Raw genomic sequence first — 11,702 nt, forward strand, 5'->3', positions numbered from 1 at the left:
ATACAATTCAGGTTAATGACGGAAGTGCAGGTAGGGACTACCCAAATCCCGGTGGACCAAGAAGAGCTCTTTCGTGACGCCTATCTGCGCGGCGTTCGCGCTGCGATCGAAGAGACCTGCCCGTATATCCCCCAGCCCATACTTTTGGCGATCCTTCAGTGGTCGTCGGATCTGGATTGTTGGAAGACTGGCGAGCCGCCGCCTCCACCGTCCGAATGGGTCATCGAAGATTAGTTGATTGTTCAACGATGCGGATCAATAGGAAAGCCTGTGAGCCGTCCTCCGGCGGGACGCCAATTCCACATTGAGCGGTCGGGCAAGAGAGGCCTGTTCTCGGACCTGAACTGCTCTGAGTTTTGCCAAGCCAGCAGCTCCCGCAATTGACGGGCTTCCGCGTCCTCAAAAATCGTTCTCACCAAACTCGCTACCAAAATTGTCCACGATGCACGTTGGAACAACCTGACGACCGAATGCAGCACGTGCGGAAACCGCTGGGGCAGGTGTCAGGATCTATAGATGCGACGATGGGCGAGCGATTGAGCGTCGATCAACTTTTGGGTCACGGCGTTCCAATCCTGATCTAACAATCAAGGCTACACTGATTATGGTCGTGCTGAGCGCGAAAATTGTCGCGGCGATCGCAAACCAAAAATGCATCTTGGAGTCCTGATGACAGTGGTCCTTAACCGCGCGGCTTAGCGATGCAGTCGGCCCGGTGCGACGACCTGATTAGCGAGCATCCCAAATAGAGACTACGGGCGGTTCGGATTTGATGGTTAATAATCGGCCATTGAGGTACGAGCCCGATAGCCGCTGCTCTCGATCGAGGAGGGAAGAATGCGCGTCGCCGTGCTCGCTTTGGCAGTACTCTTCGCTGCTGATCCCGCCTATGCTTACATGGGTCCAGGAGCCGGACTTGCTTTCATCGGCTCGTTATTCGCGCTCATCGCCGCCGTGGGAATCGGAGCCTTGGGGCTGATCTGGTATCCATTGAAGAAACTCTTTCGATCTAATCGGGGTAGCGAAATGCCGGACCGCGACGCCTGAGCATGGGCAAATCCGACAAGGGACAATGACGGTCTGCGATTGTCGCTTACGAGTGATTCGAAGCACTCCCTCAGGCCCCTATATCGACGACTTTCTGGCGTCGCACTCTGCGCCTTTCCCAATCACCGACTCGGTGGTGACCTTTGCTCGCCTTGGCAGGTGCCTTTGGGTATTTTGATAGTCGGTGGCGCGGTCTTTTCTGGCTGATTCGAACCGGCATTACCGTAGCCTCAAGCTACCCAAGCAATGTACGATCGAGATCATCCAACACTGGCGCGCCGGGCGCGAACTTTCTTGCGAAATGTGCGCCGGACGCGAGAATCGGCGGCAGCTCTGCCTCGCCAAGCATCATCGGGTGGGCTCCTCCGCCATTCCACACTGCGAAGCGCCTGTTGTCGCGACAGATGGTAAGGCGGGGGAATTGCAGAGGACTGTCTGATAGTAGCACTCTTCGGGAAATACTCGCCGAGTAAGATGGCGTGCCAATTTTCGGTGATTGGCCGTCGGTGAGAGCAGGACGTCGGCTGCCCGGCGGTTTGCCGTGAACCAATGATCGCCCCAGAACAGGCCAAAGTGGCTTGAGTATGGATGCCTCCCATCAATCGGCAGATGGAACGTGTGCCGACCTAGTCGGAGCCTGGGACGCGTCCTCAGCAAGGGTACCCACAATTGGCCCTTGTTATAGAACCGGTCCTTGGCTCTGTACTGCTCGGACGTTTCCAAGTGAGCGAGCGAAGGATTCCAGTCCCCGACAATTTGCGCCCTCGGTCGCGTCGGACCAAGCTGATGGACGTCGAGGAACGCATCGCATTCTGCAGCCTCCAACTCCTGCAGTACGGCATCGGCGCTGGATGTCGGGTAGTCGGCGCCGCTCAGAAGGCAGAACCAATCCGGATCATCCGAGGTGTAGAGAAGTTCCAGAGCAGCAAGGAACGCGCGGACCACGCTAAACTTTCCCCAGCCAGTGCGCAGAGACGGCGTGACCAGGCGTACGTTCGGGAGCACCTTCGCCACATCGAGCGGCGACTGTGACAGATCGTGGTGCCACGCGATGGGAGGGAAGTGATACATTCGGTTCAATGTATCCACGAGCCGAAGCGCTTGCTCGGGGTGGGCGTGCGAAAGAATAACGAACCCAACGGACGCTCCGGAACTCACTGACAAACTTGCCCTCCGGCACCACAACAGCAGGAACGGTACTCAATGCTCCGATGCTGTCCAGCCGGCTTGCGGGGCCAAGTACCGCGACAGGTCGGCCTCGACCTCTCAAAGGCCAATTTGAGGAGAAACCTCACGACGGGCTCAGACGCCTTTTGTTTTAGGCGCTCATCGCCAGGAACGTCGCCGGGTAGAACACGTGGCGAGCATCTCCTGAATCTCCGCAGACGCCCGTGACATTCTTCATCATCCACCAGGAACCACCACTATCGAACAAGGAAAAGCTCGAAGGCGAGTAGCCTTTGATGACGGAGTATCTGCCGCCTCGCATCAGCAGAAGCATGGCCCGTCTTTCCAGAACGGTTTGGTGGATGACATTGAATGCGTCACCTCGATCGGCGAGCGGCGACATCATAATTCGCTCAACTCGGACGAGGTGGCCCAAGTTACGCCTGGCGTGATCGCACAGTGAGTGAGCGAGCGAATGCCAAAGCGTCTTCCGCAGCCCGCAAATCACGGCTTGCTCAGGCGTGAGCCGACCGTTCAGGAATTGCAGGCCTATCCTCAAAAGTGCATGCTGATCGGCGGCGCTTATTCCTCGTGCAGGTGCCAGGAGTAGCCTGATGGCGTTTACAATGGCGAAGAGGCCGCTCAAACCCAGACAATCGTCGCCGTGCCAAAGCGGTTGAATCAGGCCCGATCCCGGGAGCTTTGCCGACGGAGGAGGGGCGCACTGGCCCCTCCCATCAAGACTGACAAACACCTCAGTATTCCTCGGCGAGCATTACGGTCAGGACGCGGTGGGTCTTGGTCGGGTCGGCTGGATCTTCTGAACCGAACATCAGATCCGGTGCGTAATAGTCAATTTTCCAAAGGAGCTCCGCTGACCAGAGGTCCATTGCTCCGAAGTCGCGCTCGCCATGAGGGTCGCTATCGGCATCAAAGTCCTGATACGCTGCCAGCCGGTGCAGTAGCTCGAGCGGATTGAATTCCCCCAGGTTCCTGATGCCACTAGTAATGAGCACGGTCCCGCCAGTCGCTGTCGTGCGGAGCTTGTCGTTCAGTCGTGCGATCTGTTCGGCTCGAGGAACGTTCGGAACGCAACTCGACTGTGCAGTGCAGTTCATTCTGACCTCCTTCGCTTGGTGGAATTTGGACGCGCAGCGTCGCCGGCACGCGTGCCGTTGAGTGGAGCCAACGGTGATGAAGCCGGCGCCGCAGCGCCGCGGAACTAGTGGTTTACGATTGGGTGGCCGCGGAATGCCGCAAGCCAGCCTTCACCGTCATACCGGTCAGAATCCAGAATGCCGGTGGCACAGGCTCGCCAAAGGATTGTGTCGACGGTGGCCACTCTAAGGTTCGCCTGGCGGGCCAGTCTCGAGCACATTCTCTGGACGGAGATCCTGTCTCGCCGTGCGAGCCTCGCCAAATGCACGTCGGGCTTGGCGACATCTAGGCCGAGGTCCTTAGCCAGGTGATACTTCGTGATCGGCCCAACCCAGGGAAGAGCCTCGCAGAAGGCGAGCTTGTCTTCTGCAGCGTGAAACTGGTCGAACAAGCACTGCCGCTCTGACCAAATGACCTCGATTGCTTGGGCCTTGCCCGGGTGGCCGAACACGCCCCGGACCGAACCGGACTGCTCCAGCGCCGCCATGCATCGACCAAAAATCTCTCGAGCGATCGAGAACTTCATTCCTGAATTGCAAACGACGTTGATGGCGATCCCGGCGAATTCACGGGCGTCAGCAGGCTGCCCGATCTGCTCGGCCCATTGAACATCCTCACCATGACCAGCTCGGACGACTGCCGCCTCGATCCTACGAAACCGAGACAGGGTAATCATGGGTGCCGCCCTCGGGCACCACGGCAATGACGCACGCGGTCTGGCAGGGAAGGGTCACTGACTTCGCCAGCCATCTCGTCCCCTTGCCAAGTAAGCCAAGGCGCTGCGCTACAGCGTTGTGCAGGCTTAGCACAAAAGGTGAACAAATGTCAAGTTTTGGTTTTAATTGGTGGTGACTGATTTTCAGAAGCGTGTCACGGAGACTTAACATCGACGTGGAAAAGCTCGTGGAACTTCACGCCACGGCAGTTTGATTGCTTCTCAACAGCTGTGCTCTAAACCGCGGCCGTGACAGAGGTTCGGCTCGATCAGAAAAAACTCCGGCCGCATAAGGCGATCGTCACTGCACGCTTCGACATGCCGAACGTGCTCACGAATGACCCGTTCGTGTACGTGGACCTTTGGCTGCGCCGTGAGCACGCAGATGACGCTTTGTTTTTCTGGCGTCAGTCGGCGTCGTTCTACCGAAGCGCCGAGTCACTGCCGATCGAGGCCAAGCCGGTTGTTCTCTACTACTCGTTCATGAATGCCATAAAGGCGCTGTTGACTGCTCGCGGCATCACCTTTGCACCAAAACACGGGGTTGGTAGCCGCAATATGCGTCGGCCTGGCGGCAAGATCGTACTGAGCAATGAAGGCATTCGGATTTTCAACAGCGGCGTGCTTCCCGCGCTCTCAACCTACTTCGGTGAGACAGAGACCCGACAGGTCCACAGCTTGGAGGAGCTCCTATACAATCTCGTCCATATTCACCGGACGTATTGCCTCACATATCCCACCCGCAGGGACATCTTCCTGCCGCTCGTGGAACCTGTTTTCACCCGTGACGACATCACAGGAGAAACCAGATTCGAGGCGTACGTTGCCAACGATGTCGATTGGGAGGCTTACCGGCGGTATCTGCCCGCGAATTTCTTACATTATCCGCGTGGCGTGAAACGAGTAATCCAGTCCGTGGACTTTGTGGTAACCACCACCGCGACCAATCCTCAAACCGCCGATCTAGGCCATCTCCGCGATCTAAATCGCATCGTTAGGGGTCGCCTCAAGTACATCAAAGGAGCCTCAACCCTTTGGTATCTCAAAGTTGATACGCCGTCCGACATCGCGCGCGAACAGCTGACCATCACGCTGGCGGCGATGCACAGGTTGAGCGAACTCAGCAGATACCACCCAGCTCACTTGAATTCTTTGCTTAACGGGCAACGGAACTGGCTCCTGACGGAATTCATCCAGATGTCGCCGCCGCAGTTTATCGATGAAGTCGCCGCGGAAATGACGGGCTACCAGATACTAGTGCCCAACGTGCGACTACCCGTATAGCTGGGCATATGAAGGTCTATGTTGCGTGCGGGCTGACACATGTTCCGGCCGAGCATTTCGAACGGTACGTCGGCTACATCCATGCTCTCGCCTCGGCGCTTCAAGCAAGCGCCTCCGTCGAACAAGTGAGGTACGCTCTGGTCGATAGTGATCCGCAGTTAGAGACCAAGCCTCAAAACGAGCAGCCGGCGCTTTGTTACGATTGGGATCGTCGGATGGTCGAGGAATCGGACATCGTGGTGGCGGACGCGAGCTTCCCGTCCACTGGGATGGGCATTGAACTCCAGCTTGCCGACAATTCTGACACTCCGATCATCCTTCTAATCGGCGACTATGCGAACAACCGAGTACCCAGCCGCCGCTATCGCAACCCTGATCACAGTGAGCACCATCTACAGGTTGGCGCGGGCATCGTGACATTGATGGCGCTCGGAGTACCCTCAATCCGGCGGACCATCGAGTACGCGGAACAATCTGACGCGATCAGGGCCGCTGTAGAGGCCGTCGAACTTTACGATCAGGGTTGATTGCGCCTGCCCACATCAAAGCCTGCGGCCATAGCGGGTCAGCGTGTTGTATTGCCCGAGGCACTTCTTACAGATTTTGTGTTCGTCGGGTTCCTTCTCCGCAGCGAGAGCAGTTGCCTCCTCAAGAGTAGGAAGGCCGCACCAAAAGGTTATCTTCGAGCTTCCATCCATCCTGCCCAAACCGCCTTTGCAGGATGAACATTCAGCTTTGTGGATCATGGCTTTCTGGTGGTACGGCTGATGGACCACCCAAAAGCGCTTTTCCTGATCGCGCGCCGTCGGCTGTTCCAGCGACGGTTCGCTCTTCCCCTGGCGAGCAATGAACTCATCGGCGGCGACAATCATGTCTTCCGGAGTCCAGACACGATCAGTCAGGCCACACTCAATTGCTGCGGGAACCCGCTTGACCCAACTGGATGATCCATCGGTCGGACGCTTCGGCCGGGGAATCCAGCAGTAGTTCCGAAACATGATGGAAATTGCGAGCTGGCGCTCGTGATATTCCAAAGCCTTGGAGAATGCGTTCGTCTTACGTGTGAGGCGGCGGTTTGACTGCCGAACGAAGCCGTTCTCTCGTTCCACTCGCCAGGTCGTGATGTCTTCCAAAGCGGGTTGGCCGATAACAATCAGCCGATGCGCGCCTGCGAACTTGCTTCTCGGCGTGGGCTCCTCGTTATCATCAGTGTCGGTGTAGATTTTCGAATACTGACCGAAATTCACTCGATCCGCGAAAACGATCTCCGCCGCGTCACGGTACGCTTTCATTCCGTCCGACGCGATTGTCGGCCGACAAATGAAATCTCCTGAAGCGTCCTTTGCGAGACTGTTATCGAGCTTCCGAAAGAACTTCGTCGCATCGACCTTGCCACGAAGGCCGATGTGGTAGGTGATTACGAGGCTCGTGCGGCGATCTACTCCAAGATAGACCCAGCTGACCCCGCCATCGCCCCTCTTAAGGGCTGAACGACGATCGTTTTCGCCGACAAATGACCAAAGCTCATCGACCTGGATACGATCGCACGTGACGGGCGCGAGGTTTCGTTGATGGTCGATTGCCCAGTCCCCAACCTCACGCACAATCCGACTGATCGTCCCAAACGGCTTCCTAAAAACTCGCTCGCACGAGCGCATGGACATGCCCTCGCACAGCGAGTGCAAAATCAATGCCCGTTCACCAACCGATAATCTGTTCACCACCTCTCCGTGCCCTGTTGAACTCACAGGCTCTTTGACAACAGTTCCAAACCGGGTCAACACTCACGGTTTACTCGTGTTTTGCGAATCGACAGAACAAAACAAGAATAGAGGTTCGAAATGGGACGATTCACAATTTATCTGACGGGACATCCGAGCGGCCTGCCGGTCGAGATGGCTGCTGCATCCGTGAACGAAGTTGAACGGCTTGTCGGGTCAGGCAGGTTTGTCGCAGGCGAGTTGATCGACGTCCCCGACGAGTTTGGCGTCTGCTCAAACAGATCGGCACTCATCCCGCTTTCCCGAATCCAGATGATTGTGGAGTCCGACTGATGAGCGCTGCGCTTCAAGATCGGTTGGCCCGCGCGACACTCACCAAGGCCGAATATACGCCCGGCGAACTGGCTCGCATCAGCGCGCTCAGCACAGACATGCAGCGCGTGTGGAGACGACGGGGCCAGCTGCCGACTCGCAGCGCGGGGCACGCGCGCTTCAGCATCGCCGAAGCGATCGAGACGACTTTTCGCTACGCGCTAAGCAAAGTCGGAATTCCCCCAAGCGAAGTGCAATTGGACCTCTCGGCTGCCGCCTCCGCCGCGATGTTACACGCGGTCTTCACTCACGGAGGGTGTGAAGTGATCGGACCGGCAGATGAAGTCGATGAGTTCCTCACCACCTTCGCGGAGGACAGCGGTCAGCTTGGGAGCCTCCTCGTTGGTTGCCCAACGGCTTCACACTACCTGGTCCTAGATGAGTGGCACCAAGCGCGGATCGTTGACGATCCGTATCACCTCATCGCTGACACTGAAGAACTGAACGTCGTCTTTAATCTCGCCTTGATCGGTGCGCGCTTAGTCGAACGCGGACGCAAGCCGATCATCACCGTCGAGTTTCCTCAACGTCCGGGCCAACGCACCGTTCGGCGTCTTACGGGTATTGGCTCAAATGATAGCTGAGCGCTCAATTAGTAGCTGCTTGGGAAGCGCTTGTGATTGTTGAACTAAACAGCCATACCCGCCTGGCTCGGGGGAGGCTAAATGGACCAAGTTACGAAGTTCGTGTCCGAGCATTGGGCAGCCATCTTGGCAGCAGTGCTTGCCATCATCGGCGGCGGTTTCGCGTTACGCTTCCGTTCGCACCGCCAGTCTGGCCGCAGCAACTATGTGGATCAGACAAAGGCCAAGGCCGGCGGCGATATCGTCGGCCGAGATAAGGTCACTCGGATCAACGACTAAGTCAGTGTCGGACAGCGTCAATCAGGGCGGCGCGAACGCCGGCGGCGACATCGTTGGCCGCGACAAGATCACGAACGTCCATATGATAAAGCATCAACAAGTTCGTGAGCTTGTTGAGCGCCTCACCAAGGAGATGGAAAAGGACGAGATTCAGCAGCAGTGGATCGACAATCTCGCCTTCTTCGAAGAACCTTATGCGCCTGACGGTGTCATCGGACTGGAAGCCAAGCTTGAGAAGTGCGGCGGCCCGACAAAATTCCCTTGGCGATCAGGCACAAGGAACTCTTCGTAAAATTCCTGACGAAGTACTCGCTCTACGGAGCGGCACAGGAGCTATTGGCGCTGTGTTTGCACCGAATCCACTGCGAGTTTGAAGCACACGTGCATCCGGTCTGCGGTGAGGCCACTGTCACCAAGCTGGATCAGATCATCAGTGGTCAAATCATCCAGAAGGTCGTCGAAGAGTATGGCCTCGGCGCTTTCGCACTAAATCATGGCTTGGTTCTGGGCATGACGTACTGGCTTGCAGAGCGATGCTACGTCCGGTGGCACGCATGACTCAGCTCGTTTATCATCCCGCATTCGATGCGTACCACGCGTTCCTGAGGTCGGTTCGGATTCTGCTCGCATGTCCAGACGGCTTGGATCCGATGGCACTACGCATTCTCGATTTTTTCCTTCTTTTTCCCGAACGGATTGAGAGCGCTCGCCTGACGCCAGCTCTGCGATCGTTGGTGAAACGAACCCCATTGAACCGCGATTTCCCTATGACACGCTCCCAGCCAGCCGGCCTCTCTTTGCACGAATGGCGGAAGCTCAGACGGCAGCGAGCCAGACGCTCCTCGCGAAAGGATTAGCCAACGCCGACGGCGAAAAGCTGCGGCTCAGCCGCGACCGTGTACCGGCTCCGCTACTTGACCTCTGTGAGGAACAGAACGAGAACGAGCGCTCCCTGATGGATACGTTGAAAGCCCTGGGGCAGCGTTTCCGACTCAGGGCGCAAACGGGCTGAAAGATCGGTCTGGTTTGGCGGAGTTTCGATACGATGTTGTTTGAGCCGACGCTGCTGGTCCGTGAGCTGGCGATCTATCGCGGCGCTCAACACGCCTATCGTGCGTCATTTCACAAGGGCGTGAATATCATCAGCGGTGAGAACAGCTCAGGCAAATCGACCATTCTAAACTTGCTTGCGTACGGGCTGGGCGCAGACATCTCGACCTGGAGCGAGCACGCGAAGCTGTGTGACCGGGTTGCGGTTGAGGTGTCGCTGAACGGCAGTATCGTCACCCTTTCGAGAGCGATTTCAGAGCAAAGCGGTCAGCCGATGGACATCTTCATCGGGGATTTGGCCCAGTCTGAGCAAGCGCCGACCGCTGCTTGGACGAGGTACCCCTACAGGACGTCTCAGTCGAAGGAGAGTTTTTCCCAAGCTGTATTCCACTTGTTGAATGTTCCTGAGCTTGAGACAGAGGCGTCGGGGAAGTTGACCCTCCACCAAATTCTCAGACTTCTCTACTCTGATCAGCTGAGCCCAGTCGAAAAGATATTCAGAGAAGAGAGGTTTGATACTCCAGCACTTAGGGAAGCCGTAGGTAGACTCCTCTTCGGGCATACGATGCTGATATATATCTAAATCAGCTTCGCATACGTGAACTGGAGAAGGAACTTCAAAGCATAGATGCTTCACTGCGAACGATTTACGCTCTCCTATCGGGAGTTGAACATAGTCTAACACTGAATTGGCTGGACGAAGAAAGGCGTAAGGTCGAAGCTGAGCTGGAAGCAGTAAGCGTAGAGATCGCGAAGACTGAGGAGCGAGCTTATCTAGGAGAAGCTTCGAGCGATCTTAGCCTCGCGCCTCAGGAGCGCGCATTTACAGAAGTACAGCGGCTGCAAGCAGAGCTGTCAGAGCTAGAAGATCGAGAACAAGCGCTGCGATTGGACTTCGCCGATTCCGAGGTTTTCATCACGACCTTGGAGAGGAAAGTTCAGGCACTTCAGAACTCCTCGACCGTCGCGGCAACAATCTCGGAGGTTCAATACGAGTGGTGTCCGGTCTGTTTCGCGCCACTCGCGGCCGAAAATAATCCGCATGCGTGCCGGCTCTGCAAAGAGCCATTCGATGAGGAACGCCTTCGCAAGAGAATGGTCAGCCAAATCAGCGACATGATCGTTCAGGTGAAACAGTCGAAGGCGTTGCAGGGCGATCGTTCAAAGGCTCTTGAGGAAGTCGCTCAGCGGAAGTCAGAACTCAGAGCGAAGTGGGATGCGGCCAAGAGCGAGCTGACACGAGTTCGCCGGTCCCCAATGTCCGAAGACAAGGATCGGCTCAGGGCTCTGAATGAGCGATTTGGATATCTAAAGCGCGAGCTCGAAGGAGTAGATGAAAAGGCTGCGCTGATCGGTCGCTTAGACGAAATGTCGCGCCAGAAGGCAGAATTGGCAGCCAACATTACCGAGCTGGTCGATACGAACCAGCGATTGAAGGCTTCCGAGGCCCAGAGGTTGGCAAAAGCATATTCGGAAGTGGCAACGGAGACGGTACATTTCCTGCACCATGATCTGCCGAGGCAGGACTCTTTCCAGAACGCCGAAACCGTCACGTTCAGTTTCGGGGAAGACAAAATCTCAGTTGATGGGGAAAGCTACTTTTCGGCATCTTCCAAGGTCTACCTGAAAAACTCATTCCTCGCGGCATTCCTATTTTCTGCCGCTCGGGACGGCCAGTTCCGTCACCTTCGATTCCTCATTCTGGACACCATCGAGGACAAGGGTATGGAACCAGCGAGGAGCCAAAACTTCCAGCAACTCTTGGTCGACAGATCGTCGAGTATCGAAGCCGACCACCAGGTCATCTTCGCGACGGCCATGATCAATCCCGCGTTGGATACTGACGAGTTCGTCGTAGGTCGCAGATCGACCCACGACACACGAACGTTGTTGATCGCTGGCTGATCAGAGATGTCGCGGCATCGGCACGGAAACGTCAAACAGGTCGCCGCCGCGATTGTTTTCCATGAGGGTTGCGTGTTGGTTGCTCGTCGCGCTCCCGGTCAGAACCTTGAAGGACTGTGGGAATTTCCGGGCGGAAAGCTGGAACCTGGCGAAACTCCGCAATCCTGCGTTGTACGGGAGTTAGATGAGGAATTGTCGCTGGCAGTAGAGCCGGGTCCGACACTCATTGAATCGCTTTTTAGGTATCCCGGCGGTGCAATAAATTTGATCGCAGTGGTAGCGGAGGCAGCCAAACGTGACGTGTTCTTGACCGTTCACGACGAGGTCCAATGGCTCGCACCAATCGATTTGCTTACAGCGGAACTCGCGCCAGCCGATATTCCGATCGCTGAGGAGATCAGTCGAAGGTTTAGTTAGTGC

The 11,702-nt window shown here is 56.6% G+C and carries 17 protein-coding genes; 12 read left to right on the top strand and 5 right to left on the bottom strand.

The genetic code is table 11. The annotated features are described in order from the left end of the window. Positions 1-837: 837 nt before the first annotated feature. Complete coding sequence (locus tag H9L15_RS16065) at positions 838-1,047, top strand: hypothetical protein (protein WP_187716013.1); 210 nt, start codon at positions 838-840, stop codon at positions 1,045-1,047. A 348-nt stretch (positions 1,048-1,395) separates the two neighbouring features. Here the strand turns inward: H9L15_RS16065 and H9L15_RS20680 are convergent, their stop codons facing one another. The 4 genes from H9L15_RS20680 to H9L15_RS16085 all read right to left on the bottom strand — a co-directional run bounded on the left by H9L15_RS20680 (position 1,396) and on the right by H9L15_RS16085 (position 4,048). Further along, on the bottom strand, positions 1,396-2,118 hold the full coding sequence (locus H9L15_RS20680; RefSeq protein WP_187716014.1) for a beta-1,6-N-acetylglucosaminyltransferase: 723 nt from the start codon (positions 2,116-2,118) through the stop codon (positions 1,396-1,398). 247 nt (positions 2,119-2,365) lie between these two features. Further along, positions 2,366-2,620: a hypothetical protein gene (locus H9L15_RS16075; RefSeq protein ID WP_223276753.1), complete on the bottom strand. Its 255-nt coding sequence runs from the start codon at positions 2,618-2,620 to the stop codon at positions 2,366-2,368. 349 nt (positions 2,621-2,969) lie between these two features. Further along, positions 2,970-3,332, bottom strand: a complete 363-nt coding sequence (locus H9L15_RS16080; protein ID WP_187716016.1) for a DUF3768 domain-containing protein — start codon at positions 3,330-3,332, stop codon at positions 2,970-2,972. A gap of 104 nt (positions 3,333-3,436) precedes the next feature. Further along, positions 3,437-4,048: a hypothetical protein gene (locus H9L15_RS16085; protein ID WP_187716017.1), complete on the bottom strand. Its 612-nt coding sequence runs from the start codon at positions 4,046-4,048 to the stop codon at positions 3,437-3,439. A gap of 288 nt (positions 4,049-4,336) precedes the next feature. Here H9L15_RS16085 and H9L15_RS16090 point away from each other — a divergent pair, with 288 nt between their 5' ends. Together H9L15_RS16090 and H9L15_RS16095 are read left to right on the top strand one after the other, a co-directional pair. After that, entirely contained in the window at positions 4,337-5,371 is a 1,035-nt protein-coding gene (locus tag H9L15_RS16090; RefSeq protein WP_187716018.1) for a YaaC family protein, read from the top strand. A gap of 8 nt (positions 5,372-5,379) precedes the next feature. Next, a complete protein-coding gene (locus H9L15_RS16095; protein ID WP_187716019.1) occupies positions 5,380-5,898 on the top strand; it encodes a hypothetical protein in 519 nt (172 codons plus the stop codon). Positions 5,899-5,913: 15 nt separating this feature from the next. Here H9L15_RS16095 and H9L15_RS16100 read toward each other — a convergent pair whose 3' ends face one another. Continuing rightward, positions 5,914-7,092, bottom strand: coding sequence for an IS1 family transposase (locus H9L15_RS16100; RefSeq protein ID WP_187716020.1), 1,179 nt, complete (start codon positions 7,090-7,092; stop codon positions 5,914-5,916). Positions 7,093-7,212: 120 nt separating this feature from the next. Between H9L15_RS16100 and H9L15_RS16105 the strand changes: the two genes are divergently transcribed. The 9 genes from H9L15_RS16105 (at position 7,213) to H9L15_RS16135 (ending at position 11,699) form a co-directional block, all read left to right on the top strand. Next, positions 7,213-7,425, top strand: coding sequence for a hypothetical protein (locus H9L15_RS16105; RefSeq protein WP_187716021.1), 213 nt, complete (start codon positions 7,213-7,215; stop codon positions 7,423-7,425). Further along, positions 7,425-8,048, top strand: a complete 624-nt coding sequence (locus H9L15_RS16110) for a hypothetical protein (protein ID WP_187716022.1) — start codon at positions 7,425-7,427, stop codon at positions 8,046-8,048. Before H9L15_RS16105 ends, H9L15_RS16110 begins: the two co-directional genes overlap by 1 nt. A gap of 81 nt (positions 8,049-8,129) precedes the next feature. Beyond that, entirely contained in the window at positions 8,130-8,327 is a 198-nt protein-coding gene (locus tag H9L15_RS16115; RefSeq protein ID WP_187716023.1) for a hypothetical protein, read from the top strand. A 4-nt stretch (positions 8,328-8,331) separates the two neighbouring features. After that, positions 8,332-8,619: a hypothetical protein gene (locus H9L15_RS16120; protein WP_187716024.1), complete on the top strand. Its 288-nt coding sequence runs from the start codon at positions 8,332-8,334 to the stop codon at positions 8,617-8,619. Beyond that, positions 8,589-8,885: an ABC-three component system protein gene (locus H9L15_RS18225; RefSeq protein ID WP_223276754.1), complete on the top strand. Its 297-nt coding sequence runs from the start codon at positions 8,589-8,591 to the stop codon at positions 8,883-8,885. Before H9L15_RS16120 ends, H9L15_RS18225 begins: the two co-directional genes overlap by 31 nt. Next, positions 8,882-9,184: an ABC-three component system middle component 5 gene (locus H9L15_RS20685; RefSeq protein ID WP_398287021.1), complete on the top strand. Its 303-nt coding sequence runs from the start codon at positions 8,882-8,884 to the stop codon at positions 9,182-9,184. The genes H9L15_RS18225 and H9L15_RS20685 overlap by 4 nt, the downstream gene beginning before the upstream one ends. 188 nt (positions 9,185-9,372) lie before the next feature. Then, the gene (locus H9L15_RS16125; protein ID WP_187716025.1) at positions 9,373-9,960 is read left to right on the top strand and encodes an ATP-binding protein; all 588 of its coding nucleotides are present in this window, start codon (positions 9,373-9,375) and stop codon (positions 9,958-9,960) included. Positions 9,961-10,265: 305 nt separating this feature from the next. Beyond that, positions 10,266-11,282: a hypothetical protein gene (locus tag H9L15_RS16130; protein WP_187716026.1), complete on the top strand. Its 1,017-nt coding sequence runs from the start codon at positions 10,266-10,268 to the stop codon at positions 11,280-11,282. 6 nt (positions 11,283-11,288) lie between these two features. After that, on the top strand, positions 11,289-11,699 hold the full coding sequence (locus H9L15_RS16135; RefSeq protein WP_187716027.1) for a (deoxy)nucleoside triphosphate pyrophosphohydrolase: 411 nt from the start codon (positions 11,289-11,291) through the stop codon (positions 11,697-11,699). Positions 11,700-11,702: the final 3 nt, after the last annotated feature.

The sequence above is a fragment of the Sphingomonas daechungensis genome, assembly GCF_014489495.1.
GTDB lineage: Bacteria > Pseudomonadota > Alphaproteobacteria > Sphingomonadales > Sphingomonadaceae > Sphingomicrobium > Sphingomicrobium daechungense.

Coding starts and splice junctions, on each gene's coding strand:
- H9L15_RS20685 (WP_398287021.1), top strand. CDS start 8,882: ATGACTCAGCTCGTTTATCATCCCGCATTCGATGCGTACCACGCGTTC.
- H9L15_RS16115 (WP_187716023.1), top strand. CDS start 8,130: ATGGACCAAGTTACGAAGTTCGTGTCCGAGCATTGGGCAGCCATCTTG.
- H9L15_RS16080 (WP_187716016.1), bottom strand. CDS start 3,332: ATGAACTGCACTGCACAGTCGAGTTGCGTTCCGAACGTTCCTCGAGCC.
- H9L15_RS16065 (WP_187716013.1), top strand. CDS start 838: ATGCGCGTCGCCGTGCTCGCTTTGGCAGTACTCTTCGCTGCTGATCCC.
- H9L15_RS16125 (WP_187716025.1), top strand. CDS start 9,373: ATGTTGTTTGAGCCGACGCTGCTGGTCCGTGAGCTGGCGATCTATCGC.
- H9L15_RS16085 (WP_187716017.1), bottom strand. CDS start 4,048: ATGATTACCCTGTCTCGGTTTCGTAGGATCGAGGCGGCAGTCGTCCGA.
- H9L15_RS16135 (WP_187716027.1), top strand. CDS start 11,289: ATGTCGCGGCATCGGCACGGAAACGTCAAACAGGTCGCCGCCGCGATT.
- H9L15_RS20680 (WP_187716014.1), bottom strand. CDS start 2,118: ATGTATCACTTCCCTCCCATCGCGTGGCACCACGATCTGTCACAGTCG.
- H9L15_RS16075 (WP_223276753.1), bottom strand. CDS start 2,620: ATGATGTCGCCGCTCGCCGATCGAGGTGACGCATTCAATGTCATCCAC.
- H9L15_RS16105 (WP_187716021.1), top strand. CDS start 7,213: ATGGGACGATTCACAATTTATCTGACGGGACATCCGAGCGGCCTGCCG.
- H9L15_RS16110 (WP_187716022.1), top strand. CDS start 7,425: ATGAGCGCTGCGCTTCAAGATCGGTTGGCCCGCGCGACACTCACCAAG.
- H9L15_RS16095 (WP_187716019.1), top strand. CDS start 5,380: ATGAAGGTCTATGTTGCGTGCGGGCTGACACATGTTCCGGCCGAGCAT.